We start from the raw sequence: 24,618 nt of genomic DNA, 5'->3' as shown, positions 1-24,618 counted from the left end.
GGCCAACATAGGGAGCCTTCCCCATGTGCCCGGAGCTGCGGATTCGTAGCGTCGTAGGCATGACGGAGCTGAATCTCGAAGGACTCAAAGCCAAGCAGCAGAAGACCTGGGCCAGCGGCGACTACGGCGCGGTGGCCTCCCTGATCCATCCGATGGCCGAGGAGACGGTGCAGGCGGCCGACCTCGCGCCGGGTGCGGACGTGCTGGACGTGGCGGCCGGCACCGGCAACGCCGCCCTGGCCGCCGCCCGGTGCGGGTGCCGGGTGACCGCTTCCGACTACGTGCCGGGGCTGCTGGCCCGGGCCCGGGAGCGGGCCGACGCGGAACGCCTGCCGTTGACCACGGAGATCGCCGACGCCGAGCACCTGCCGTACGACGACGGCCGTTTCGACGCCGTGCTCTCGGTGGTCGGCGCGATGTTCGCCCCCGACCAGGAGCGCACCGCGGCCGAGCTGACCCGGGTGTGCCGGGCCGGGGGCACGATCGCCATGGCCAACTGGACGCCCGACGGTTTCATCGGCGAGATGTTCCGCACGGTGGGCCGCCGGGTGCCGCCACCGCCCGGCATCCGCGGGCCGGTCGAGTGGGGCAGCGAGGCCCGCGTCCGCGAACTGTTCGGCGACCGGGTGCGTGACCTGCGCACGACCCGCCGCGAGTTCGTCTTCCGCTTCCGGACGGCCGAGCATTTCGCCGACTACTTCCGCGAGTACTACGGCCCGACGCTCAAGGCGTTCGAGGCGCTCGGCCCGGACGGCGGCAAGCCGCTCTACGACGACCTGGTCGCCCTGGTCGGGCGTTACAACACGGCCACCGACGGCACGGCCCGGATCCCGTCGGCCTACCTGCAGGTCGTCGCGACCCGCGCCTAGGGAGCCGCGGGGGCCAGGCTGTTCAGCGCCTGGGTGAGGGCGGCCGCGCCCCTGTTCCCGACCTTCTCGAACTCCATCTTGATCAGCCGGGAGGCCAGCTTGGCCAGCCCGTGCACCTCGAGCTCGACCCGGTAAGTGACCTCGCAACCCGACGGGGCCGCCCGCACGACCACAGTGTCGACGCAGGTGGCCCCTTCGTTGCGCCCGTGGAACAGCAGCCGCCCGGGTTCCGAGGTGACCAGCGTGTAGGTCAGTTCGGTGGTGATGCCGAGCAGCCGGCACACCTGGCGCCAGCTGACCCCCGGCACGATGGGCCCGGCGCCGTTGCGGATCGACTGGCGCACGACCGGATCCCACACCGCGGTGTTGCCGAAATCGGCCAGGTAGCCGAGCGCCAGCGGCGGGGCGGCGGTCACGGCCAGGCTGCGCTCCACGACGATCATGAGTCCCCCCAAGGCGCCGGACATGCCGCTCCAGCCTAATGGCCGCTTCTGATCATCACGGTATTTTCCTAACGGGTGAAGGAACGGACGAATTTTCGCTGCCAGGGCGTCTCGACGGCCCGCGGATGGTAGTGCTCGCGCACGTAGGCCACCGCCTCCTCCGCGGGCACCCCGTCGATGACCGCCACGCAGGCCAGCGCGGTGCCGGTGCGTCCGCGGCCGCCGCCGCACGCGATCTCCACCCGCTCGCCGGCCGCGCGCTCCCACACCTCGGCCAAGACCTTTCCCGCGTACGAGGGGTCGGCCGGAAGCCGGAAGTCGGGCCATCGGATCCAGCGGCTGACCCACCCGAACTCGGGCGGCGCCGAGCCCAGCAGGTAGGCCCCGAAAGCGGGCGGGTGCCCCGACGGCATCGGGTCCCGCAGCCCTCGCCCTCGCACCAGGCGCCCCGACGGCAGTCGCATCACTCCGGTCTCGCCGGCCACCCAACTCACGGCCCTATCTTGCTACGGCCACCGGGCCGGGATGAGCTACGGTGTGCCCATGACGACCTTCAGCGAGCGACGCCGCCCCGACGACCGCCGCTGAGTCCTGTTCTCCTCCCGGCGGGTCGATCCCGCCGGTGCTCTGCTTGCACGACCCGGTCGACCCGCTTTCGCGTACGTCGATGGGTGTGTCAATGAATCTCGAAGCTGTTCTCGCCGCTCGGCTGGCGGTCGCGTTCGAAGCGGTGGCCGGCGAGCCGGTCGACCCCCTCGTGCGGGCCTCGCAGCACGCCGACTTCCAGTCCGGAGCCGCCCTCGGCCTGGCCCGCCGGCTGGGCCGGGCCCCGCGCGAGATCGCGGCCGACGTCGCGGCCCGGGCCGACCTGACCGGGCTGGCCACGGCCGAGCTCTCCGGTCCCGGCTTCCTCAACCTGACCGTCGACGACGCGGTGCTCGCGGCCGCGTACCCGCTCGACCCGCCACCGGGCGCGAAGGAACGGATCGTCCTCGACTACTCGGGCCCCAACGTGGCCAAGGAGTTGCACGTCGGGCACCTGCGGTCGACGATCATCGGGGACGCGCTGGCCCGGCTGCTCAGCTGGGGCGGGCACGACGTGGTGCGGGTCAACCACCTGGGCGACTGGGGCACGCAGTTCGGCATGCTGATCGAGCACATGTCCGACCACGACGGCGACTACTCGCTGAGCGACCTCACCGCGTTCTACCAGCAGGCGCGGGTCACGTTCGACAACGATCCCGATTTCCGTACGCGGGCCCGGCTGCGGGTGGTGGCGTTGCAGAACGGCGACCCGGCGACCCGGGCGATGTGGCACCGGCTGGTCGAGCAGTCCGAGCGGTCGTTCGTGGCCGACTACGAGCGGCTCGGCATCACGCTGACCCGGGCCGACTTCAGCGGCGAGAGCTCCTACCAGGACCAGCTGGGCTCGGTGGTCGACGAGCTGACGGCCAAGGGGCTGCTGGTCGAGAGCGAGGGGGCGCTCTGCGCCTTCCCTGCCGGGTTCACCGGCCGCGACGGGCAACCGCTCCCGCTGATCGTCCGCAAGAGCGACGGCGGTTTCGGGTACGCGGCCACGGACCTCGCCGCCCTGCGGCACCGCACCCGGGAGCTGGCCGCGACCCGCCTGCTCTACGTGGTCGGCACCCCGCAGGCCAACCACTTCGCCATGGTCTTCGCGGTCGGCCGGGCTGCCGGCTGGCTGCCCGCGGGGGTCACCGCCGAGCACGTCAACTTCGGCTCGGTGCTGGGCCCGGACGGCCGGATGCTCAAGACCCGGTCCGGCGACACGATCAAACTGGCCGGCCTGCTCGACGAGGCCGACGAGCGGGCCACCGCCCCGGCCGTGGGCATCGGCGCGATCAAGTACGCCGACCTGGCCAACGACCGGCGCAGCGACTACGTCTTCGACTGGGACCGGATGCTGGCCGTGACCGGCGACACCGGTCCCTACCTGCAGTACGCGCTGGTCCGGATCCGCTCGCTGCTGGCCAAGGCGGGCGCGGCGCCCGGCCCGGTCGTCCTGGGTCATCCGGCGGAGCGGCGGCTGGCGCTGACCCTGCTGGGCTTCGAGCCGGCCGCGGCGGCCGCGATCGAGCACCGCGAACCGCACCGGCTGGCCGTCCACCTGCACGACGTGGCGGTGGCCTTCTCCACGTTCTACGAGACGTGCCGCCCGATCCTCGGCTCACCCAGCCGGCTGGCCCTGACCGCCCGCACCGGCGAGACCCTGCGCCTGGGCCTCGACCTGCTCGGCATCCCGGTGCCCGACGAGATGTGAGCTATTCAAGGAACATCACCGTCGCGGCCGCCACCGCGAGGACCGTGCCGAAGGCGAGCCAGTACGGGTAACGCTCATGGCCGCCGTGCCGGGCCTCGGTGCTGCGCCGGATCGCCGACACGGCCCCGGGCACGCCGAGCAGCAGTGTCCAGAAGACCACGGGCAGCCACGCCGGGGCCTGCGGCCGGGCGGCCCGCGCCATCTCCTCCGGGAAGCGCACGAACAGCCGGGGAGGCGTCGCGGGCGGGGCCGAAGGTTCGGCCGGGGCGGCCGGGGTCTCCGGCACACCCCAGGGCGGCGTGGTCGGATACTCCGCGTACGGGATCGGGGTCGGCATGCGTCGGGGCCTTTCGGTAGCGGCTCGGTTGCGATTCCGTGCCGCCCGGGCCCATCGGCCGCGCCCCGGGGAACCTGAGGTTAGTTTTCGGGTGCGGTTCGGATCGGCACCTGCAGCTCGGTGACCCACTTGTCGAACTCGCCCGGCGGGCACTCCAGGTAGACCTCGACGGCGAAGCCCGGCTCGACCGCGCGGTACCCGTTGTCGTCGATCCAATTGGCGATCTTCTGCCCGGTGCGGAACGCCTCGGACATCGAGCCGTGGTGCAGTGCCGTCGCCGCCTCGGCGACCTCGGGCAGCGTCACGACCTCGAAGCCGGCGCCGGGCGGGACCTCGGCCGCGCCGATCGGGAACGCGGCGTGCACCGTGATCGTCTCGTCGCCCGGCTCGGTCGGCGCGGGGAGGTAGTACGCGATCGGCGCCGCGCACATGGCCACGTTGTGCTTCTCCATGAGCTCCATCAGCCGCGGATACAGCGGCGTCAAGTTCTCGGTGATCGACGTCGGGTGGTCGTAGCTGGTCGCGGTGCCCCAGAGCATCGCGCAGCGGGTGGCCGGGATCTGCTTGAGGACGACGTCTCCGGTATCCATGTGCCCCTCACTCTCGATCATGCGGAGGCGGGCGTCGACCTGGGCCAGCCGTGCCGTGTCCTGCGCCATCCGCGCCGCGAGCTCGGTCCTGCGCAGGCGCAGCATGCCCCACAGCTCGGCCGTGTCGATCTTCTCGTCGATCAGCGTCTGCACCTGGTGCAGGCTGAACCCGAGGTCCTTGAGGGCGGTCACCCTGTTGAGCAGGCGCAACTGGGCGGCGGAGTAAAAGCGATAACCGCTGTGCGGGTCGACGTGGGCGGGCCGGAGCAGCCCGATCGCGTCGTAGTGGCGCAGCATGCGAACGGACACGCGTCCCAGACCGGCGAACTCTCCGATGCTGAACATGGGATCACCTTCCGCCCTGACACAGTGTCAGAGTCAAGCGCCCTACGGGTTGGCCCCCGCGGCCGCTCCACCGTCGCCACCCGTGTCGGGCGGCGGGGGCGTGGTGGTGGGCGGCGTGGTCGGTGGCGTCGTCGGCGGCGTGGTCGGCGGGGTCGTCGGCGGCGTGGTCGGCGGTCGCGACGTCGGCCGGGTGGTGGTCGGCAGGCTCGGCGGCGTCGTGCTCGGCGTCGCGCTCGGGGTCTGGGTGCGCTGCGGCGAGTTGCCCCGCGTCGTCGTCGAGCGGGTGCTCGGCACCTCGCTCACCTGGTCGGTGGGGTCGGGCGTGGCCTCGTCGACCTGCTGGGAGGGCACGCCGCCGGGCACCGTGTTGTCGACCGGGCTCTTCGCGTCGTTGTCGGGCCGCAGCGCGATCGCGAAGGCGAGGCCGCCGGCCAGCACGAGCAGAGCGATCACGCCCACGAGCAGCGCCGTCTGGCTGCGTGGGGGCCGCCGGGGGGTCAGGCCGGTCGAGGTCGACGACGGGCCGGTCGGCGGGGGCGGGGGTGTCGCCGGCGGCAGGTCGCGCGGCATCGGCACGGCCCGGGTGGGTGCGGCCGGGCTGAGCGGGGCCACCATCGACGTGCCGGTCAGGCGCTTCCAGTCGAGCGGGCCGGCCGCGGCGAAGGCGGCCTCGGCGAACTCGGCCGCGGTCTGGAACCGGTCGGCGGGCTGCTTGGCCATCGCCTTCTGGATCAGCTCGCGGACCTCGAGCGGCACGTGCTCGGGCAGCGGCTCGGGCTCGTCCTCCAGGTGGCGCAGGGCGACCTGGAGCGCGTTGTCGCCGTCGAAGGGCGGTTCGCCGGCGATGCAGTGATAGGCCACGGCGCCGAGCGCGTAGATGTCGGTGGCGGCCGAGACGTTGCCCTTGGCGACCTGCTCGGGCGCCATGTAGAGCGCCGTGCCGACGATCGCGTTGACCGCCGTGACGCTGGTGACCGCGGCCGAGCGGGCCACGCCGAAGTCGACCAGCACGACCGTGCCGTTGGGCTTGACGATCAGGTTGCCCGGCTTGACGTCGCGGTGCACCGTGCCGTTCTCGTGGGCGGCGTGCAGCGCGTCGGCCGCCTGGGCCACGATCGACATGACCTCGGTCACCGGCATCGGGCCCTGCTTGACCCGGGTCGACAGCGGCTCGCCCTCGACGTAGGCCATGACCAGATAGGCCATGCCCTCCTCGCCACCCGACTCGTTGGCACTGGCGTAGTCGTAGACCTCGACCACGCCGGGGTGGCGGAAGGCCGCCATCATCCGGGCCTCGCCGTAGAACCGGGCGGCGAACTCGGGGTCGGCCATCATGTTCGAGCGCAGGACCTTGACGGCGATGACCCGGCCCAGCACGACATCGGTGCCGCGCCAGACGTCACCCATCCCGCCTGTGGCGATGCGCTCGTCCAACCGGTAACGGTTGCCGAGGAGGTGGCCGGCAGTGAGCACCAACGGACCTTATCTAATCGGGTGGCTGAGCCACAGCGGAGAGACGGCGAAACTGTAACCGGCCCCCGGCTCCGGCGGGGGTCAGAGGGGGCCCTTGCGGGCGTCCCGGGTACGCCAAGGCCCCGGGCGGCCATGGGGCGCCGCCCGGGGGAGATGTCGCAGGGCTCAGTTGTCGTACGTCGGGGTGACCACGACCGCCGTCTCGGCCAGCTCGAGCTCCTCCTGCTCGGCCTGACGCTCGAGGGCGGCCCGGGCCGACTGCGCGACCGCGTAACCGACCGCGGCGCCGAGCAGGCCCACGCCGATGATCAGGCCCCACGGGCGGGCCGGCTTGCGCCCGGCCAGGGCCGCCGCCGCCGCGTTGGCGCGGTGCCAGGCGACATCGGCCTTGCCGCTCGCCTTGGTCGCCAGCTTCTGGCTCTTCCTGTAGCTTTTACCGGCCAGCTTGTGACCCTGATCACTGGCCTTGCCGGCCAGGGTGCTCGCTTTGTCGCCGGTGTCCTTGGCCGTGTCACCCACGGCCGTCATGGCCGCCGACAGATACTCCCAGGCCTGCGCGGCCGTTCGTTCCGTCTTGCTCTTGCTGGAGAACATCGTTGGTACCTCCCGCGCTCGCCGTTCGTGCTTAACCGTGCCCATGCGCGCCGTTCAACAAACGTGTCCGGTGTGGACGCCATCACGTTTCGGAAACGACTTGCCACCAGCCGGTATCCTTGACCCGGTTCACATCAGGCACTCAGGTGCCTGACAGGTTCGGGTCCTAACCTTTCGGTCAGTTTCACCGAACCTTGTGGGGGTAGTCTCGACAACCCCCGATGCGAGGGGTGCGCCGGGCGAGCTGGGATCGCTCGGAAGTGGCCCTGAGCAGGAGGAACGACGCCCGGAGGTCCCGGGTGGGTGGAGGGATTTGGCGTGACGCTGTCGATAATGACGTCGACGCTTGCCGACGACGTGGTGGAGGTCTCGCCCAGCGGCGAGATCGACGTCGAAAACGCGTACGAGATCCGCGAGGCGGTGGCGGGGCAGTTGGCCGCCGGGCATCTCGCTCGCATCGAGCTCAATCTTCAAAATGTGACCTTCATCGACTCCGTGGGCATCAGCGCGCTCGTCGCCGCTTTCCAGCTCGCGCAGGTCAGTGAGGTCAAACTGGTCGTCACGCGGCCCAGCCGCTTCGCGCACCGCCAGTTGTGGGTGACGGGGCTGCTCGGTCTGTTCGGCAATCCGCAGCCGTTCGGTCAGGCCGACGCGGCGCAGCCGGCGGTGTCCGGGGCCTGAGTTCGTCGAAAGGCCGGCCTTCCCGCAGGGGAGGGCCGGCCTTTTTCGTGCCCGCCTACAGCGCCGAGGCGTGCAGGGGGATCGCCTCGAGGTTGATCTTGACCTCGGTCATCTCGTGTGGCGGCCGGATCGGCGTGACCACGGCGAAGTGCTCGGCCAGGGCGGCCAGGTCGGTGTCGGGCTGCAGGGTGTCGTCCGCGGCCTGCACGGCTGTGCGCACGAAGCCCTCCCCGGCCTCGGCGATGCTCACTTGCACCTGGCCGAACTGGGCCAGCGAGGCCCGCCGCAACCCCCGGATCCCGTCCAGGTGCAGGTCGGGCACGTTCAGGTTGAAGATCGTGCCGGGCGGTGTGTGCGCCAGCGTGGGCAGCAGGCGCACGGCGAGCTCGGCCGCGCTGTCCCAGTGCCGCTTCTCGTCCTCCTCGTGGTCGAGGGCGGCCAGGGCGGCGCCCCCGCTGCGCGCCGAGGAGGCCCGCGGCGAGAGCACGTCGAGCGAGACCGCGAGCCCGTGCAGACCCGCGTACGAGCCGGTCAGGGTGGCCCCGACCGTGCCCGAGTGCACGACCGCGGCGCCCGCGTTGGCGCCCCGGTTGATCCCCGACAAGATCATGTCGGGGACGTCGCCGAACGCCTCCCGCAGGGCCAGCAGCACGATGTAGGCGGGTGAAGCGGCTACCGCGTACGCGGGAATGTGCTTGGCGTGGGGGAGCTCACGCTTGTGCAGAATGATCTTGCCGTGCTCCTCCACCGCCGTCATGGCCGCGCTGCTGCCGCTGGCCTCGGTGACCGGCGCGGCGACCGTGACGTCGTGCCCCTCCCGGGCCGCGGCCCGCGCCAGCCAGCGCAGACCGGGCGCGTCGATGCCGTCGTCGTTGGTGACCAGGATTCTCGTCATGTCGCCTTCTTGAGAGGGGTGATCTTGACTCGTTCGGTGAGCACCTGCACGGCGTCCAGGTGCCCGGTGCCGAGCCCGTGCCGGGTGACGTTGAGGGCTCCGGCGGCCGCCCCGGTGCGGACGGCCTGGGTCATCTCGCCGCCCTTGGCCAGCACGGCGGCGACCCCGGCGGTCATCGAGTCACCGGCGCCGCGATGGTCGGCGATCGAGAGCTTCGGGATGGCGACCTTGTAGATCTGCTCGTTGAACAGGGCCAGCGCGCCCGCGTCGGCCCGCGACAGCAGGGCCGCCTCGGCACCGTCGGAGTGCAGCTTGACCAGCGCCTCGGTGAGCGACTTCTCGGACGCGTCCTTGATCATGCCGTCCCGGAGCAGCTCCTCGTGGCTGACCTTGACGACGTGCAGGCCGGCCTCGAGCACCGCCTTGAGGTGGTCGCCGGACAGGTCGGCGATCACCCGGCAGCCGTGGGCCTTCAAGTCGTGCGCGAGGCGCCCGTAGACGTCCGGCCGGATCACCGACGGGTGCGCCGGGCCGCTGAGGATCGCGTTGCCCGCCCGTAGCCCCTCGGCCAGCGCGAGGTTGTAGAGCTCGTCCAGCTCGTGCCGGGTGAACGGGGCCCCGGGCTGCTCCGCGAGCTCCTGGCGCTTGCCGTTGCGGCGGTCGTGCACGTACCAGCCGCTGCCGCTTTCCCGCGGGACCGTGCGCAGCTGCACGCCCTTGAAGTCGAGCAGCGGCTTGAGCACACGGCCCACCTCGCCGCCGACCGCCGTGCAGAGCGTCACCTCGGCGCCGAGCGAGGTGATCATGCGAGCCTGCCAGATGCCCTGCCCACCCGGGTGCACGTGCAGCTCCGGCTGGTTGTGTTGCTGTTCGATGGTCACCGTCAACTGCGGTGCCGGCGCGAAGACCATCACCCGAGCGTCACCCATACGGGCATTCTTGCCCCTAGTTGGGGCGCTTCGGGCGGATTACCGCAAAAGCGTCAGAGCTCGAATCCCTCACCGGTCAGCTCGAGCACCGGCCCGGTCAGCTCGGGACGCTCCCGGAGCAGGTCCTCCAGCCGTACGCGCCACTTGCCGGCCTCGATGTCGGCTGCATACCGGTCGCCGCCCGTCTCGACGAGCGCCGTGAGCAGCCGCTGGCGGGTGTCGGCGAAGTGGCCGTACATCTCGCTGCCGAGCCGGCTCAGCACGCGCGCGGCGAACCCCTCGGACTGCGGGCTGCCCGCCGCCTGCACGAAGGCGCGGGCCCCGTCCCACGCGACCCGGGGCTGATGAATGACCGTGGGCATGATGCTGTCCTCCCGTGATGACATGGTCACCAAGCGTAGAGAGGATGCCGGGGGTGGGTCCGCAGGTCGGCACACATCGCGGTGACCGTACGTCGATCATGCACCCTGGAATGTGATGATCGCCATAGCCTGTCGAACCATTCGCCGGAGTTCGGGGTATGTACGCGACGACAGCACGTTCCGCCTGGAAAGGATCTCCGTGTCCAGACGTACCCTCGCGATTGTCATCTCCACGGCGCTGGCCGTGGTGGCCGGCGCGACACCGGCCGCCGCCCACCCCTCGGCGCCCGCGACGAAGTGGCCCACCACGCTGACGTTGCCCGCCGGCTTCCAGCCCGAGGGCATCGCGATCGGCGACAAGCCGTACGCGTACTTCGGCTCCCGGGTCGACGGCGACATCTACAAGGTCAGCCTGCGTACCGGGAAAGGCTCGGTCCTCAGTGAGGGCCCCGGGGCGGGCAACCCGTCGCTCGGCCTCAAGATCGACAACCGGGACCGGCTCTTCGTGGCCGGTGGCAGCGCCGGCAGCGCCCGCGTGGTCGACCTGCGCAGCGGCCGGGTGCTCAAGTCCTACACGCTCAAGACCCCGGGCAGCACCGCCTGGTTCGTCAACGACGTCGTGCTCACCCGCGACGCCGCCTGGTTCACCGACTCGGCCAACCCGGTGCTGTGGAAGGTGCCGCTCAACCTCAGGTCGGCGCCGGTGGCCGTGCCGCTGACCGGCGACATCCAGTACACGACGGGCAACAACGCCAACGGCATCTCCCGTACGCCGGACGGCCGCGCCCTGATCGTCGTGCAGTCCAACCTCGGCAAGCTCTTCAAGGTCGGCTACGACGGCCGCAGCACCGAGATCAAGCTGGGCACCGAGACCGTGGTCAACGGCGACGGCCTGTGGCTGCGCGGCCGCACCCTCTACGTCGTGCAGAACCGGCTCAACGTGATCGCCGAGGTCGCGTTGGACAAGCGCGCCACCGAGGGCCGGGTCGTTTCCCGTACGGGTAGCGCCGCCTTCGACGTGCCGACCACCATCGCCGAGTACGGCACGAAGTTCTACCTGCCCAACGCCCGCTTCACGACCCCGGCCGAGCCGGCCACGACGTACAACGCCGTGGCCGTGCCCATTCCGTAGGTTCTAGCCGCGCCAGCCGGGGTCGGTTCCGATCGTGGTCAGGCGCTGGGTGGCCCGGGACAGGGCGACGTAGAGGGTGCGCAGGCCGGCCGGATCCTTCGTGAGGGACCCCGGCTCGACCAGCACCACCGCGTCGTACTCCATGCCCTTGGCCTCCAGCGCCGTGACCACCTGGACCCGCTCCGGCAGGCCGGCGACCCAGGCCGCCATCTCGTCGCGTCGCGGCACCGGCGTGATCACGCCGATCGTGCCGTCGACGTCGGCCAGCTGCTTCTCGGTCACCTCACGCACCCGCTCGGGCAGCCCCGGGGCGTCGGTCACCACGTCCACCGGGTCCACCCCTGTGCTGCGGACGGCCGTCGGCAGCGGCAGATCGGGCATGATCCGGCGGATCACCGAGGCGGCCACCGCGAAGATCTCCGACGAGTTGCGGTAGTTCGTGGTCAGCGCGTAGCTGTTGCGCTTACGCGAGCCCAGCGCCTTGTCGCGGGAGCGGTCCAGCTCCTCGGCGTCGCCCGACCATGCCGTCTGCGCCGGGTCGCCGACGATCGTCCACGACGCGTACGACCCGCGGCGGCCGATCATGCGCCACTGCATCGGCGAGACGTCCTGCGACTCGTCCACCACCACGTGCGCGTACTCGCGGTAGTCCTCGTCGCGCTGCACCTGCTGGGCGCGGGCCGCCGCCTGCCGCTCGTTGGCCGTGCTCAGCTCCTGGATGCCGTCGCGCACGTGGAACGGGTTCTTCGTCTTGCGCTGCGGCTTGCGCGGGCGGCCCATCAGCTCGTCCAGCTCGTCCAGCAGGGCCACGTCGGCGATCGTCGGACCCCGGGAGTCCAGCGCGTCGAACGAGCCCTGCAGCAGCCCGACCTCCTCGCGGGAGAGCAGACCGTGCGCGTACGACCGGAGCCGGCCCGGATCGGCCAGCCAGCGCAGCACCCGCATCGGGGTGAAGCGCGGCCACCAGGCCTTGAGGAACTCGCGGAAGTCGGGCCGGTCGGCCAGCTCGGCCTCGAAATCCGGCTTCTCGGGCAGACCGGTGACCTTCTGCTGCCGGGCCTGCGCCCACAGCGCGTCGAAGACGCGGTCGAAGCCCGCACCCCGCACCTCGTTGCGCCGGGCCCCGCGGGGCAGCGCCGAGCGGCGGATCCGGTCGAGCTCCTTGGCGTCCAGGCGCAGCAGCGTGCCCCGATAGAGCAGGCGCAGCTCGGCCGGCCCACCCGGCACGGCGTCGTGCGAGGCGCGCTCGAGCACCCGGCGCATGCGCAGCGAGCCCTTGATCGCGGCGACCGGGCTGGGGTCGACCCGGGACGCGTCGTAACCCGGCACGAGCGTGCCCAGCGAGCGCAGGGTCGCGGTGTCCTCGCCCAGTGAGGGCAGCACCGTCGCGATGTAGTCGACGAAGACGCCGGACGGGCCGACCACCAGGATGCCGCCGCCGGCGAACCGGTTGCGGTCCGAGTAGAGCAGGTAGGCCGCGCGGTGCAGGGCCACGGCCGTCTTGCCCGTGCCGGGGCCGCCGGTCACGATCGTCACGCCCGAGGCGGGGGAGCGGATCGCGTCGTCCTGCTCACGCTGAATGGTGGCCACGATGTCGCGCATCCCGCGCCCGGTGGCCTTGGACAGGCTGGCCAGCAGCGCGCCGTCGCCGACCACGCGCATGTCGGCCGGCGCCGCCTCGGGGTCGAGCAGGTCGTCCTCGATGCCGGTGACCCGCTCCCGGCTGGACTGGATCATGCGGCGGCGGACCACCCCCAGCGGCTCGGCCGGGGTGGCCCGGTAGAACGCGGCGGCGGCGGGGGCCCGCCAGTCGACCACCAGAGGCTGCGAGCTGTCGTCGCGGATGCCCATGCGGCCGACGTAGTGGGTGGCCCCCGTGCCCAGGTCGAGGCGGCCGAAGACCAGCCCCTCGTACTCGGTGTCGAGCGCGTGCCGGCGGCGGGCGGCGTGGAAAACCATCGCGTCCCGCTCCACCAGCGCGCCGAACGTGCCCACCCCGGCGAGCTGATAGCCCTCCTTCTCGGCCCGTGAGGCGTCACGGCGGAGCTCGGCGAGCCGGGCATAGACGCGGTCGACGTGCTTCTGCTCGACCGCGATCTCCTGTTGAAGAACGGTGGCGTCGCTCAAGACGGTGAATCTCTCTTTCCGGCACCCCGATGCACGCGTTCGGGCAGCGTGCTCGCATAAGGGAGCACTCGAACTTACTCCGTGCGGGCCCACCGCGTCTCACCCGGCCTTGACATCGGCGCGGCCGGCCCAATACTTAGGCAAGTGCTTAACCATTCGCTCTCGCTCGACCTGATGTACGCGGCCCTCGCCGACGGCAGCCGCCGCAGCATGGTCGAACGGCTCAGCCGCGGCCCGGCCACCGTGAAACAGCTGGCCGAGCCGCTGGTGATGTCCCTGCCCGCGGTCATGCAGCACCTGCGGGTGCTCGAGGAGAGCGGCATCGTGCGGTCGCAGAAGACCGGACGGGTCCGCACCTGCTACCTCGAGCCCGTCGCGCTCGACGCCGCCGAGCAGTGGATCGCCGAGCGCCGGGCCGGATGGCTGAGCCGCCTCGACCGCCTCGGCGACTTCCTGGAGGAATCATGACCGTCCAGCACGACACGTTCCGGCTCGACCGTCACTACCCCGCGGCCCCCGCGCGAGTGTTCGGCGCCTTCGCCGACCCGGCCGCCAAGGCCAAGTGGTTCGGCGCCCCCGACGATCAGACCCAGCAGAAGGACAAGACCTTCGACTTCCGCGAGGGCGGCCGCGAGACGGCCACCACCGTGCTGCCGGACGGCACCGAGTACGGCTTCTTCGCCACGTACACCGACATCGTCCCGGACGAGCGGCTGGTCTACACGTACGAGATGACCCTGAACGGGGCCCGGATCTCGGTCTCGGTCGTCACCGCCGAATTCAAGGCCGCCCGGAGCGGTGGCACCGACCTCGTGCTCACCGAGCAGGGCGTCTACCTCGACGGCCTGGACAACGCCGCCCAGCGCCGCGCCGGCACGGAGGTCCTGCTGGAGGCCCTGGCCAAATCCCTGATCGATTAAGTGAGGGTGCTGCCGCCGTCCACGACGGCCACGGTGCCGATGACGTAGCTCCGCTCCATGAGGCTGAGGCAGGCGAGAGCCACGTCACGCGGTGGGGCCACCCGGCCGAGCAGACTGCCCCGGCCGAGCTGGTCGAACAGGGGCTCAGGGGGTAACGCCGGCCCGACGGCTAGGCGGCCTTCTTCAGTGCGCTGGTGGTTCGGCGGGCGCGGCGCGGGCGGCGGGCCGGGGTGGCGCGTTCGACGATGGCGGTCAAGGCGGCCGACACCTCGTGCGGCCGTTCCAGCGGCAGCATGTGGCCGGCCCCGGGCACGACCCGCAGGTCGGCGAAGGGCAGCGCCTCGGCGATCGAGCGGGCGCAGGCGGGCGGGGTCAGCCGGTCGCGCTCGCCGACCAGCACCGTGGCGGGCACGTCGGCCAGCGCGGTCAGGGTGTCGAGACGCTGCTGGGCGCCGATCGAGGAGCGGAACGCGCCGATCGAGCGCAGCGAGGCCCGGCCGAAGCAGCGCATGGCCAGGTCGAGCGCGTCCTCGTCGTAGTCGTCGCCGAACAGCAGCCAGCGTACGGCGGGGCGCAGCGCGGGCAGCACGGCGCGGTGCGGGCGCCACGGGCCGGAGCGGGCCAGCACACCGGCCCCGAGCGTCTCACCCGCCCGCATCAGCGCCGCGATCCGGGCCGGCAGGCCGTACTGGGTGTGGGTGTGGCCCTCCGCGGTGGTCGAGACGAACAGCAGGCCGGTCACCCGCTGGGCGAACTCGCCGGGGTGGGCGTGGGCGTACTCCATGATCGTCATGCCGCCCATGGAGTGCCCGCCGAGCACGATCGGGCCGGTCGGGGCGTAGCGGCGCAGCACCTCCGCGAGGTCGTCGCCCAGCTGGCCCAGGGTGGCGCCGCCGAGCCCGGTCGCGCCGGAGCGGCCGTGTCCCCGGGTGTCGTAGACGATCACGCGTGGGCGCCGGGCGCCCAGCACCCGCAGGGCGGAGATCTGGTGCTTCCACGTACGCCGGTCCTGGCACCAGCCGTGTGCCAGCACCACGGTGAGCGGGGCATCGGCCGGCCCGTACGCCTCCACGTGCAGCCGTACGCCGTCGGGGAGCGTGAGCTCCGAGCGCTCGGACATGGGCACCTCCGCGATCCGCATGCCCCCGGCTATACCCGCGGGTAATCAGCATCACTCGCGATCACCCGAAAAGCCACCCGTCATTCGGCGCGGTAGGGCCGAAAGTCCCGCGCAGAAAGTGAGTTGGCTCGCACTCACTGTTCATGCGGCCGAACTGGGCCAGAATCACTCGTATGACGACCGACCCGTCGGCGGGGCCCGCCGCACCGATCACGAACGCCGCGGAAGCCCTGGCCGAGCTGGTCGCGGGCAACAAGCGGTTCGTCAGCAGCCGCCCGGAGCACGGGCACCGGGTCTCGGCGGCCGCCGCGGCGTCGGGCCGGCAGCAGCCGCACGCCGTCGTGCTGGGCTGCATCGACTCCCGGGTGCCGCTCGAGGCGATCTTCGACCAGACCTTCGGCTCGATCTGCGTGGTGCGCTCGGGTGCGCACGTGGTCGACCGCGCGGTGCTGGGCTCGGTGGGCTTCGCGGTGGCCGAGCTGGGCGTGCCGCTGATCATGGTGCTGGGACACAAGCGGTGCGGCGCGGTGGCGGCGTCGGTGTCGGCGCTGCGGGCGGGCGAGATCCCGGCGGGGGAGATCGGCTATCTGGTCGACGAGATCGCCCCGGCCGTGCGCGCGGTGGGTGTCGACGAGCCGGAGGCCGCCGAGAAGGCGATGCGGGCCCACGTGGGTCGTACGGTGCGCCGGGTCGGCGCGTACGACGTGGTGGCCGACGCCGTGGCCGCGGGCCGGGTCGACGTGGTGGGCGCCGTCTACGACCTCGACACGGGCGTCGTCGAGCTCCTGCCCTGACGTCCTTTTTGTCGGCATCCTGCCGCCATGATCGCGGTGGGGTGATCTTCAAGGGGTGCAAAAAGGCGCCTGTCGGCCGTAGCCGGCAGGCGCCTTGTGTCTTGCGGTGAGGGCCTCAGCCCTCGAACACACCCGCGTCGACCAGACGCTTCTCGGTGGCGCCCCAACCGTGGGCCGGGTTCGCCTCCTCGAGCGCGCTGAGCTCGGCCCGGATCTTGGCGCCGTGACCGGCGGCCGAGAGCGCCCGGATCTCCTCGACGAAAGCGTCGGAGTCGGTCTTGAGGTGCGCAGTCTTGCCGTTGGTCAGGTTCCGCACATACGCGAAGCGGCCGTTGGCGAGCGGGATGACGTACTTGTACTCACCGAGCACGCTGAGGGCGCCACCGGCGCCCTGGCCGGCGCGGACTGATGCGCGGGCGGTCTTTGAGGTGTTGCTCGCCACGGCGGCACTCCTTGGGGAAAGCAGAAAAAAGGCCTTGCCAACTCTACACGATGCTCGCGGGACCGTGCCGTCCGAGCAGGTTGAGGCGTTGAACCGGATGTGCCGCTACGGCCGATCCGATGTCGATGTTGCCGATTCTCTGGCGCACCATCAGTACCAACCGGCATCATGGGACACGATCAACCGCGGTCGAGGTCGTAGGGGAAGACGCACCTCGGTCTTCGGGAGGTCACCGTGCCAACGTGTGGCGTCGTATACGTCCACTCGACCCCACTCGCCGTGTGCCAACACGTCGAGTGGGCGATCGCGCGCGTACTGACAGCGCCGGTCACGCTGCACTGGACTCCGCAGCCGGTCGACCCCGGCATGCGGCGCGCTGAATGCAGCTGGACCGGCCGGGCCGGTACAGGCGCCGAACTGGCTGCTGCCCTCCGGCAGTGGCCCATGATCCGTTTCGAGGTGACCGAGGAACCCAGCCCGGGTGTGGACGGCGAGCGTTTCATGCACGTCCCAGGGCGCGGCCTCTTTCACGGGATCATGGGCGCGTCGGGCGACATCCAGATCGGCGAGGACCGGCTGCGCTCGATCATGGCCTCCGCGCGGGCGCCGGAGGCCCTTTCGCATGCCCTGGAAAAGGCGCTCGGCTCCGCCTGGGACGCCGAGCTCGAGCCGTACCGGTACGCCGGTGACGGCGCCCCGGTGACGCTGCTGACCCGGGTGGGCTGACCCGCGCGTTACGCCCGAATGGCCCCCTGATTCGATGCTTGCATGAGGATCGTCCGCGCCGCCCTGCTCCTCCCGCTCGTGCTGGCCGCCACGGCCTGCGGCTCCGACGACGCCCCGGCGCTGCAGGCCACGGCCACGGCGCCACCGATCGCGCCCTCGCTGCGGCCCTCCACGCCGGCCTCGGCGCCGACCGGTGACCCGGCGACGAGGGCCGCCGCCGCCGTGGCCGCGATGAGTGACACCGACCTGGCCGGGCAGGTCCTCATGCCGTACGCCTACGGCAGCAACGCGACGACGGTGGACAAGGGCTCGGCCGCCGGTAACCAGGGGCTGGCCGGGGTCAACACCCCCGCCGAGATGATCGCCAAGTTCCACCTGGGCGGCCTGATCCTGGTCGGCTTCACCGCGAAGGACCCCACCGGCGCCACGAACCCGACCACGAACGTCGAGAACCCGCAGCAGGTCCGGGCCTTGACCGACGGGCTGCAGGCCGCCGCGCGGCAGCTGCCCGGCGGGGCGCCGCTGATGATCGGCACCGACCAGGAGTACGGGGTCGTCACCCGCGTGACCCAGGGCGTCACCATGCTGCCCTCCGCCATGGGCGCCGGCGCGGCCGGGCGACCCCAGCTCACCGAGGGGGCCTGGCGCGCGGCCGGCACGGAACTGGCCGCCATGGGCATCACCGTCGACTTCGCCCCCGTCGCCGACACGCTCGGCCCGCCCGCCAACACTGTGATCGGGTCACGCGCGTTCGGCGCGGACGCCAAAGCCAACGCCCTGCAGGTGGCCGCAGCCGTACGGGGTCTGGAAGGGGTCGGGGTGGCGGCCGGTCTCAAACACTTCCCCGGGCACGGGCACACCAGCGGCGACAGCCACGAGGGCCTGCCCGTGGTGACCCAGAGCAAAGCCGCGTGGACGGCTCAGGACCTGCCGCCATTCAAAGCGGGCGTGGACGCCGGGGCGGGCGTGGTGATGTCCGGCCACCTCGACCTGCAGGCGTTCGACAAAGGTGTGCCGGCCACGTTCTCCAAGAAGATCATGACGGACGTGCTGCGCGGGCAGCTCAAGTTCACCGGCGTCGCGGTCACCGACGCCATGAACATGCCGCCCGCGATGAAATGGGCGCCGGGAGAGGCCGCCGTACGGGCCCTCAACGCCGGCAACGACATGCTGCTCATGCCGCCCGACATCGGCGCGGCCCGCGACGGCATCCTGGCCGGGCTCAAGGACGGCTCGCTCAAGAAGCAGCGCCTGACCGAGGCGGTCACCCGGATTCTGACGCTCAAGTTCCGCACCGCGCAGAAGAAGCAGCCGGACCTGTCGGTGGTCGCCTCGCGGGCCCACGAGCAGGCGGTCGGGGCGCTCGACGCCGCCTCGATCACGGTGCTGCGCGGCCCGTGCTCGGGCGCACTGATGAGCGGGCCGATCACCGTCACGTCATCGAGCGACCGCGAGGTGGCGCGGGTCACCCTCGTACGGGCTCTGCAGGCTCAGGGGTTCAAGGTCCAGGCAGCGGGCGGCACGGTGATCCACCTCGTCGGCTACGGCGACAAGAGCGTCGACCTCAGCCCGTCGGCGCGGGTCACGGTCATGATGGACACCCCGTACCTGCTGGCCGCGGCCAAGTCCCCGGTGCTCGTAGCCACGTATTCGTCGAGCAAGCTGTCGCTGACCGCCCTGGCCGCCGTGGTCGCGGGCAAGGCCAAGGCCCCCGGCAAGTCACCCGTGGCCGTGCCCGGCCTGCCCCGCACGGCCTGCTGAAAAGGGCCCGGCCGGCGCGGCCGGGCCCTTCTCGTCGAAGGCTCAGGCGCGGGTGAAGACCAGCGCCACGTTGTGGCCGCCGAAGCCGAACGAGTTGTTCATGGCGGCGGGGATGTCGAGCTGACGGGCCTTGTGCGCCGCCACGTCGAGGTCGAGCTTGTCGTCCGGGTCGTCCAGGTTGATCGTGGGGGGAACCACGCTGTCCCGGATGGCCAGGATGGTGGCGATCGACTCGAGCGCACCCGCCGCGCCCAGCAGGTGGCCGGACATCGACTTGGTCGAGGTGATCACCGGGTGGGTGCCCACCGCGGCCTTGATGCCGATGATCTCGCCCATGTCGCCGGCCGGGGTCGACGTGGCGTGGGCGTTGACGTGGGCGATGTCGGCGCCGGTGAGACCGGCGTCGCGCAGCGCCTTGGCCATCGCGCGAGAACCGCCCTTGCACTCCGGGTCGGGCTGCACGATGTCGAAACCGTCCGAGGTGATGCCGGCGCCGGCCAGCCGCGCGTAGATCTTCGCGCCGCGGGCCTTCGCGTGGTCGGCCCGCTCGAGCACCAGCGTGCCCGCGCCCTCGCCGAAGACGAACCCGTCACGACCCTTGTCCCAGGGGCGGGAGGCCTTCTCCGGCTCGTCGTTGCGGGTCGACATGGCCCGCATGTTGGCGAAACCGGCGTACGGCAGCGGGTGGATAACCGCCTCGGTGCCGCCGGCCACGACCACGTCGGCCCGGCCGGAGCGGATGATGTCGAGGCCGAGCGACATGGCCTCGGCCCCGGTCGCGCAGGCGCTGGCCATGGCGTGCACCCCGGCCCGGGCCTGCAACTCGATGCCGACCCAGGCGGCCGGGCCGTTGGGCATGAGCATCGGCACCGTGTGCGGGCTGACCTTGCGCTGCCCCGACGCCTCAAGGATGTCGTCCTGGTCGAGGAGGGTGGTCGCACCCCCTATTCCGCTGCCGAAGCTGACGGCCAGGCGCTCCTTGTCGAGCCCGGCCTCCTCGAGACCGGAGTCGGCCCAGGCCTGCTTCGCGGCGATCAGGGCGATCGCCTCGGAACGGTCGAGCCGGCGCATCCGCACCCGCTCGATGACCTCGGACGGGTCGACCTTGAGCTGGGCCCCGATGCGTACGGTGAGCTGCTGAGCCCACTCCTGGGTGAGGTGACCCACCCCGGAGCGGCCCGCGAGCATGGCGTCCCAGGTGGACGCGACGTCCCCGCCCAACGGGGTGGTCGCGCCGAGCCCGGTGACGACGACGTCGACGTTGCTCATGTCAGTGGTTCGCCTCGATGTAGCTGACGGCGTCACCGACGGTCTTCAGGTTCTGGACCTCGTTGTCGGGGATCTTGACGCCGAACTTCTCCTCGGCGGCCACCACGACCTCGACCATGGACAGCGAGTCGACGTCCAGGTCGTCGGTGAAGGACTTGCCCTCGGCGACGTCGTCCGGGTTCACGCCGGCGACCTCCTCGAGGATCTCGGCGAGGCCCGAAGTGATCTCTTCGCGAGTAGCCATTGTCAGGTGTTTCCTCTCAAAAGGTGGGACTGTTCCGGTTGATCAACGCTTACGGACAGCGAATGACCTGGCCGGCGTAGGTGAGGCCGCCGCCGAAGCCGAAGAGCAGCACCGGGGCGCCCGAGGCGACCTCGCCACTCTCGATCAACTTCGACAGGGCCAGCGGCACACTGGCCGCGGAGGTGTTGCCCGAGTGCACGATGTCCTTGGCCACGACGACCTCAGGGCCCAGGCCGAGCCGCTTGACGATGCCGTCGATGATGCGGGTGTTGGCCTGATGCGGCACGAAGGCGGCCAGCTCGGACGGCTTGATTCCGGCCTTCTCGCACGTCTCGAGCGCGAACGGGGCGAGCGCGGTGGTGGCCCAGCGGAACACCGTCTGACCGTCCTGCTCGATGTAGGGCTGCCAGCCCTCGATCCGCAGCGCGTCGCCCTTGTCGGGGGCCGAACCCCACAGCACCGGGCCGATGCCGGGCTGCTCGTCGTCGGCCACCCCGGTCACGATCGCGGCGCCCGCGCCGTCGCCGAAGAGCACGGCGGTCGTGCGGTTCGTCCAGTCGGTGACGTCCGACAGCTTCTCGGCCCCGATCACCAGGGCGTTACGCGAGGCGCCGGCCCGGATCGCGTGGTCGGCGGTGCCCAGCGCGTACGAGAAGCCGGAGCACGCGGTGTTGAGGTCGTACGCCGCCGGGGCGTTGATGCCGAGGCGTGCCGCGACCCGGGTCGCCACGTTGGGGCAGCGGTCGATCGACGAACAGGTGGCCACGGTGACCAGGTCGATGTCGGCCGCGGTCAGACCCGAGGCGGCCAGCGCCTTCTCGGCCGCGAAAGTGGCCATGTCGGCGACCGACTCACCGTCGGCGATGCGCCGCTCCGCGATGCCGACCCGGCTCTTGATCCACTCGTCGTTGGTGTCGATCGTCGCCGCGAGGTCGTCGTTGGTGACGATGCGCGAGGGCTGGTAATGCCCCATCGCGAGGATGCGGGTGCCGGCGGTCATCGTGTTGCTCCTTCGATCTGGTGCCCACTGTGCCGGGCGATCAGGTCGCGCGCGGCGGGCAGGTCGTCCGGCGTGTTGAGGGTGACGATCTCAGGGGCCCCGTCGCCCTTGAGCTCGCGCTTCACCAGCCCGGCCAGGGTGCCGGCGGGCGGCAGCTCGAGCACGCCGGTGACACCGAGATCGGCCAATGTGCGCATCACCAGGTCCCAGCGGACGGGCGCGGTGACCTGGCGGACCAGGCGCCCGACCATCTCGCGGCCCTGTGTCACGGCCGTGCCGTCCAGGTCGGAGAGCAGCGTCCGGGCCGGGTCGGCGACGGTGACGGCACCGGCGACAGCGGCCAGCGCAGCCTCAGCCGGGGCCATGTAGGGCGTGTGGAAGGCGCCGGCGACCTCGAGCGCGCGGACGCGGGCCTTCACGGGCGGCTCGGCGGCCAGCTGGGCCAGCCCGTCGAGCGGGCCCGCGGCGACGACCTGGCCGGTGGCGTTGCGGTTGGCCGGGTGCAGCCCGTGCTTGTCGAGCGCGGCCAGCACCTCGTCGGCGTCACCCCCGAGCACGGCGCTCATGCCCGTCGGCTCGAGCGCGCAGGCGGCGGCCATTTCCCTTCCCCGTACGCCGGCCAGGGCGATCGCGGCCTCGGCCGAAAGCACACCGGCGAGGGCCGTCGCGCCCAGCTCGCCGACGCTGTGCCCGGCGACCACGTCGACCTGCTCCAGCGGCAACTCACCCGCGGCGAGCAGGGAGGCCGCGACCAGCAGCGGCTGCGTACGGGCGGTGTCCTTGATCTCGTCGGCCTCGGCCACGGTGCCGAGATGCAGCAGGTCGACCCCGGCGAGCGCGGACCACCAGCGCAGCTTGGTGTCGGCGCCGGGCAGGGTGAGCCACGGGGTCAGGAAGCCGGGCTTCTGGGAACCCTGGCCGGGGGAGAGAACGGCGAGCACGTCTTCGACTCTTCCGGATGGGCCGCGGTTGCGGGGCTGACGGCGTCTACCAAACCCTACGATTGCTGTTGTGGGAACCCTACAAGACGGCCCGGAAATCACCCCTCTTTGTCCGTATTTGAAGGCCTGTTCAGGGTGGGTGAGCTCGAGGTGAGCTACGTCGCTTTTCCGGCCGGCTGCGCTGAGTCGGCTACGTCGCGGGATCGAGGCGGCCCACCGCCAGGGCGATGCGCAGCGCGAACGCGTCCCGGCCGTCCAGCGGCGACAGACCGGTGACCTCCGTGACCCGTTTCAGCCGGTAACGAATAGTGTTCGGATGCACGAAGAGCTCACGGGCGGCGCTCTCGAGCACCCCGCCCGTGGCGAAAAACGCGTCCAACGTCTCGATCAGCCCGCTGCCGGCGCGGGTCAAAGCCCCGTACGCGTCGTGGCGCAAAGTGCGCCGGGCCTCCATGTCGCCGGCCAGGGCCCGCTCGGGCAGCAGATCATCGGCGGCCACCGGATTGGGCGCGCCGGGCCAGGCCGGAGCGGCCCGGAAACCGGCCAGGGCAGCCCGCGCCGACTCGGTGGCCTGATCGAGCGACGGCACCGCCGGCCCCACCACAATCGGGCCCTCCCCGAAAGTTTCCGCGAGCGCCCCCGCAATGGCCACCGGATCGGTCGCGCCACCCATCACCACCACCAGGCGGTCGCCGTGCACCCCGCCGATCACCTCGATGCGGGCCCGGCGGGCGGCCCGGTAGACCGCGTGCAGCACGGCCGTGATGTCGCCGCCCGGCGACCGCCCCACCACCACGGCCACCGGCGGCGCGTCGGCCCAGCCCAGCGCCGCGGCCCGGCTGGCCAGCACATCGGAGGAGTCGCCCCGCAGCAAGGCGTCGACCAGCAGGGCCTGCAGCCGGGCGTCCCACGCGCCCCGCGACTCGGCGGCGCGCGCATAGACCCGGGCCGCCGAAAAGGCGATCTCGCGCGAGAACTTGAGGATGGCCTGCAGCAGCGGCTCCTCCTCACCCGGCGCGGCCAGCGCGGCCACCTCGGCCTCGGCCACATCGATCGTGACCTTGATCAGCTGCACGGTCTGGGTCAGCGTGATCGACCGGGCCAGCGCCCGCGGCGCGGCCGCGAACACCTCGTCGGAGATCTCCTGCGTGGCCGCCGCGACCACGCCGCCCGAACGCAGCCACTCGACCAGCGACCGCACACCGGCCTGCGCCACCAGCATGACCTGCGACCGCTGATCGGCCGGCAGGGCACGGAACCAGGGGAGCGTCTCATCCATGCGCGCCACGGCCGAGGTCGCCAGGACGCCGGCGTGCCGCTCGATGCGCCGCAGGGTGGCGGCGGGGGGTGGTTTGGCGGCTCCCCGGGGTGGTGCGCTCTCAGACACGCCCCCAGGGTGCCACGTGGGCGGTGACGGGCCGGTGTCAGCGGGGCCGGGCGCCGCGTCTCGTGCGGTGCTCGGCCGGGTGTGGGGGGCCTCTACACCCCTCACCTTGCCCCCCGCCCCTGACCACCCACCCGGGGGGACTGGATGGAGACTTTAGCGCGATGTCAAGCCGGCGGGCCGAGTTGTCCACAGGGGCGGTGGCGGGGCTTCGGGTTGTCCACAGGGTGGGGTCTTTGCTGCGGTTTTGGTGGGAGTGGCGTGAGTCGTGCCTGCGTGGTTTGTGATGATTTGCGCCTATAGTCCGGAGTAGCGGTGCGCCCCTGCCACGACTTCGGTCGGTGACCTGGCATGGTGTCGTCCTAGCGTCGCCAGACTTGCGGCCGCCAGGGGTAAAAGCGGGCCGCGAGCTGCCGATCATTGAGCGCGAACATGCTGAGGGGAGGCGAGATGACGGAACGGGAGAACGAGACCGTGCCGACCGCGGAGACGCCGGGCACGGCCCTTCCGGCGATCGCCGGGCCGGCAGTGGAGGAGCCACCGGTCGACCAGGACGACGCCGAGCCGGGCCCGAGCCGGGGCGCGTGCCGCACCGAGCTGCGGGGCTGGGCGGGCGCGCATCTGCACGGCGCGGTGCGGCCCCGCCGCCGGGCCGCGGGCCGCGGGCGGCCGCCGGGCCGCTGGTGCTGACCGGATCCGTGCGCCGATAAGGCCAGGCCAGCGCTGACAAAGCCCAGGCCCGCGCTGACAGATGCCGGGCCCGCGCCGACAGAGGCCCCGCGTCGGCAGAGGCCGGGCCCGCGGGGACAGATGCCGGGCCCGCGCCGACAGAGGCCCCGCGCTGACAGAGGCCGGGCCCGCGCCTACAGAGGCCGGGCCCGCGCCGATAGATGCGGCCCCGCGCCGACAAAGGCCAGCCCGTGCCGACAAAGGCGAGCCCGCGGGGACGAGACCGAACC

The 24,618-nt window shown here is 71.8% G+C and carries 27 protein-coding genes; 10 read left to right on the top strand and 17 right to left on the bottom strand.

Features of this window, described 5'->3' with window-relative positions; genetic code table 11:
• The first annotated feature begins 59 nt into the window (after window positions 1-59).
• Complete coding sequence (locus tag BKA14_RS23555) at window positions 60-869, top strand: class I SAM-dependent methyltransferase (protein WP_203722222.1); 810 nt, start codon at window positions 60-62, stop codon at window positions 867-869.
• Here BKA14_RS23555 and BKA14_RS23550 read toward each other — a convergent pair.
• The gene (locus tag BKA14_RS23550) at window positions 866-1,336 is read right to left on the bottom strand and encodes an SRPBCC family protein (protein ID WP_184953050.1); all 471 of its coding nucleotides are present in this window, start codon (window positions 1,334-1,336) and stop codon (window positions 866-868) included. The two genes, BKA14_RS23555 and BKA14_RS23550, sit on opposite strands and share 4 nt — an antisense overlap.
• A 44-nt stretch (window positions 1,337-1,380) precedes the next feature.
• Window positions 1,381-1,776, bottom strand: a complete 396-nt coding sequence (locus BKA14_RS23545; RefSeq protein WP_184956916.1) for a protein-tyrosine phosphatase family protein — start codon at window positions 1,774-1,776, stop codon at window positions 1,381-1,383.
• 215 nt (window positions 1,777-1,991) lie between these two features.
• Here BKA14_RS23545 and argS point away from each other — a divergent pair, with 215 nt between their 5' ends.
• Window positions 1,992-3,593, top strand: a complete 1,602-nt coding sequence (argS, locus tag BKA14_RS23540) for an arginine--tRNA ligase (protein ID WP_184953049.1) — start codon at window positions 1,992-1,994, stop codon at window positions 3,591-3,593.
• Window position 3,594: 1 nt separating this feature from the next.
• Here argS and BKA14_RS23535 read toward each other — a convergent pair whose 3' ends face one another.
• The 4 genes from BKA14_RS23535 to BKA14_RS23520 all read right to left on the bottom strand — a co-directional run bounded on the left by BKA14_RS23535 (window position 3,595) and on the right by BKA14_RS23520 (window position 6,932).
• Entirely contained in the window at window positions 3,595-3,930 is a 336-nt protein-coding gene (locus BKA14_RS23535; protein WP_184953048.1) for a hypothetical protein, read from the bottom strand.
• 80 nt (window positions 3,931-4,010) lie between these two features.
• Window positions 4,011-4,865 carry a MerR family transcriptional regulator gene (locus tag BKA14_RS23530; RefSeq protein ID WP_184953047.1) on the bottom strand — a complete coding sequence of 285 codons (855 nt, stop codon included), beginning with the start codon at window positions 4,863-4,865 and terminating at the stop codon, window positions 4,011-4,013.
• Between the two features lie 42 nt (window positions 4,866-4,907).
• Window positions 4,908-6,338, bottom strand: coding sequence for a serine/threonine-protein kinase (locus BKA14_RS23525; RefSeq protein ID WP_184953046.1), 1,431 nt, complete (start codon window positions 6,336-6,338; stop codon window positions 4,908-4,910).
• 165 nt (window positions 6,339-6,503) lie between these two features.
• Window positions 6,504-6,932 (bottom strand): hypothetical protein, encoded by a 429-nt coding sequence (locus BKA14_RS23520; RefSeq protein WP_184953045.1) that lies wholly within the window; start codon window positions 6,930-6,932, stop codon window positions 6,504-6,506.
• A 318-nt stretch (window positions 6,933-7,250) separates the two neighbouring features.
• Here BKA14_RS23520 and BKA14_RS23515 point away from each other — a divergent pair, with 318 nt between their 5' ends.
• The gene (locus tag BKA14_RS23515; protein ID WP_184953044.1) at window positions 7,251-7,613 is read left to right on the top strand and encodes an STAS domain-containing protein; all 363 of its coding nucleotides are present in this window, start codon (window positions 7,251-7,253) and stop codon (window positions 7,611-7,613) included.
• 55 nt (window positions 7,614-7,668) lie between these two features.
• Here the strand turns inward: BKA14_RS23515 and surE are convergent, their stop codons facing one another.
• From surE to BKA14_RS23500, 3 genes are read right to left on the bottom strand one after another with little or no spacing between them, the layout of a single operon-like run.
• The gene (gene surE, locus BKA14_RS23510) at window positions 7,669-8,508 is read right to left on the bottom strand and encodes a 5'/3'-nucleotidase SurE (RefSeq protein WP_184953043.1); all 840 of its coding nucleotides are present in this window, start codon (window positions 8,506-8,508) and stop codon (window positions 7,669-7,671) included.
• On the bottom strand, window positions 8,505-9,437 hold the full coding sequence (locus tag BKA14_RS23505; RefSeq protein WP_239092726.1) for a 1-phosphofructokinase family hexose kinase: 933 nt from the start codon (window positions 9,435-9,437) through the stop codon (window positions 8,505-8,507). The genes surE and BKA14_RS23505 overlap by 4 nt, the downstream gene beginning before the upstream one ends.
• 53 nt (window positions 9,438-9,490) lie before the next feature.
• Entirely contained in the window at window positions 9,491-9,823 is a 333-nt protein-coding gene (locus BKA14_RS23500) for a hypothetical protein (protein WP_221477303.1), read from the bottom strand.
• Window positions 9,824-9,998: 175 nt separating this feature from the next.
• Here BKA14_RS23500 and BKA14_RS23495 point away from each other — a divergent pair, with 175 nt between their 5' ends.
• Complete coding sequence (locus BKA14_RS23495) at window positions 9,999-10,931, top strand: SMP-30/gluconolactonase/LRE family protein (protein WP_184953042.1); 933 nt, start codon at window positions 9,999-10,001, stop codon at window positions 10,929-10,931.
• A gap of 3 nt (window positions 10,932-10,934) precedes the next feature.
• Here the strand turns inward: BKA14_RS23495 and BKA14_RS23490 are convergent, their stop codons facing one another.
• A complete protein-coding gene (locus tag BKA14_RS23490; protein ID WP_184953041.1) occupies window positions 10,935-13,058 on the bottom strand; it encodes a HelD family protein in 2,124 nt (707 codons plus the stop codon).
• Window positions 13,059-13,202: 144 nt separating this feature from the next.
• Between BKA14_RS23490 and BKA14_RS23485 the strand changes: the two genes are divergently transcribed.
• Window positions 13,203-13,526, top strand: coding sequence for an ArsR/SmtB family transcription factor (locus BKA14_RS23485; RefSeq protein ID WP_184953040.1), 324 nt, complete (start codon window positions 13,203-13,205; stop codon window positions 13,524-13,526).
• Entirely contained in the window at window positions 13,523-13,978 is a 456-nt protein-coding gene (locus BKA14_RS23480; protein ID WP_184953039.1) for an SRPBCC family protein, read from the top strand. Before BKA14_RS23485 ends, BKA14_RS23480 begins: the two co-directional genes overlap by 4 nt.
• A gap of 169 nt (window positions 13,979-14,147) precedes the next feature.
• Here the strand turns inward: BKA14_RS23480 and BKA14_RS23475 are convergent, their stop codons facing one another.
• The gene (locus tag BKA14_RS23475; protein ID WP_239092727.1) at window positions 14,148-15,119 is read right to left on the bottom strand and encodes an alpha/beta fold hydrolase; all 972 of its coding nucleotides are present in this window, start codon (window positions 15,117-15,119) and stop codon (window positions 14,148-14,150) included.
• A gap of 152 nt (window positions 15,120-15,271) precedes the next feature.
• Here BKA14_RS23475 and BKA14_RS23470 point away from each other — a divergent pair, with 152 nt between their 5' ends.
• The gene (locus tag BKA14_RS23470) at window positions 15,272-15,892 is read left to right on the top strand and encodes a carbonic anhydrase (protein WP_184953038.1); all 621 of its coding nucleotides are present in this window, start codon (window positions 15,272-15,274) and stop codon (window positions 15,890-15,892) included.
• 115 nt (window positions 15,893-16,007) lie between these two features.
• On the opposite strand, the gene BKA14_RS23465 is transcribed toward BKA14_RS23470, so the two are convergent.
• Complete coding sequence (locus BKA14_RS23465) at window positions 16,008-16,334, bottom strand: hypothetical protein (RefSeq protein ID WP_184953037.1); 327 nt, start codon at window positions 16,332-16,334, stop codon at window positions 16,008-16,010.
• Window positions 16,335-16,568: 234 nt separating this feature from the next.
• Between BKA14_RS23465 and BKA14_RS23460 the strand changes: the two genes are divergently transcribed.
• Both BKA14_RS23460 and BKA14_RS23455 read left to right on the top strand, forming a co-directional pair.
• Complete coding sequence (locus tag BKA14_RS23460) at window positions 16,569-17,060, top strand: DUF3145 domain-containing protein (protein WP_133872489.1); 492 nt, start codon at window positions 16,569-16,571, stop codon at window positions 17,058-17,060.
• A gap of 42 nt (window positions 17,061-17,102) precedes the next feature.
• Window positions 17,103-18,821 carry a glycoside hydrolase family 3 protein gene (locus BKA14_RS23455; protein WP_184953036.1) on the top strand — a complete coding sequence of 573 codons (1,719 nt, stop codon included), beginning with the start codon at window positions 17,103-17,105 and terminating at the stop codon, window positions 18,819-18,821.
• A gap of 42 nt (window positions 18,822-18,863) precedes the next feature.
• Here the strand turns inward: BKA14_RS23455 and fabF are convergent, their stop codons facing one another.
• From fabF to BKA14_RS23430, 5 genes are all read right to left on the bottom strand, one after another.
• On the bottom strand, window positions 18,864-20,090 hold the full coding sequence (gene fabF / locus BKA14_RS23450) for a beta-ketoacyl-ACP synthase II (protein ID WP_184953035.1): 1,227 nt from the start codon (window positions 20,088-20,090) through the stop codon (window positions 18,864-18,866).
• A 1-nt stretch (window position 20,091) separates the two neighbouring features.
• Complete coding sequence (locus BKA14_RS23445; RefSeq protein ID WP_184953034.1) at window positions 20,092-20,334, bottom strand: acyl carrier protein; 243 nt, start codon at window positions 20,332-20,334, stop codon at window positions 20,092-20,094.
• 49 nt (window positions 20,335-20,383) lie between these two features.
• A complete protein-coding gene (locus BKA14_RS23440) occupies window positions 20,384-21,334 on the bottom strand; it encodes a beta-ketoacyl-ACP synthase III (RefSeq protein WP_184953033.1) in 951 nt (316 codons plus the stop codon).
• Window positions 21,331-22,275 (bottom strand): ACP S-malonyltransferase, encoded by a 945-nt coding sequence (locus tag BKA14_RS23435; RefSeq protein ID WP_184953032.1) that lies wholly within the window; start codon window positions 22,273-22,275, stop codon window positions 21,331-21,333. The genes BKA14_RS23440 and BKA14_RS23435 overlap by 4 nt, the downstream gene beginning before the upstream one ends.
• Before the next feature lie 190 nt (window positions 22,276-22,465).
• A complete protein-coding gene (locus BKA14_RS23430) occupies window positions 22,466-23,662 on the bottom strand; it encodes a PucR family transcriptional regulator (protein ID WP_184953031.1) in 1,197 nt (398 codons plus the stop codon).
• 447 nt (window positions 23,663-24,109) lie between these two features.
• Here BKA14_RS23430 and BKA14_RS23425 point away from each other — a divergent pair, with 447 nt between their 5' ends.
• Window positions 24,110-24,349, top strand: coding sequence for a hypothetical protein (locus BKA14_RS23425; RefSeq protein WP_239092729.1), 240 nt, complete (start codon window positions 24,110-24,112; stop codon window positions 24,347-24,349).
• The last annotated feature ends 269 nt before the right edge of the window (window positions 24,350-24,618 follow it).

This window comes from Paractinoplanes abujensis, assembly GCF_014204895.1.
Classification (GTDB): domain Bacteria; phylum Actinomycetota; class Actinomycetes; order Mycobacteriales; family Micromonosporaceae; genus Actinoplanes; species Actinoplanes abujensis.
This window is presented reverse-complemented; position numbering and strand designations above follow the sequence as displayed.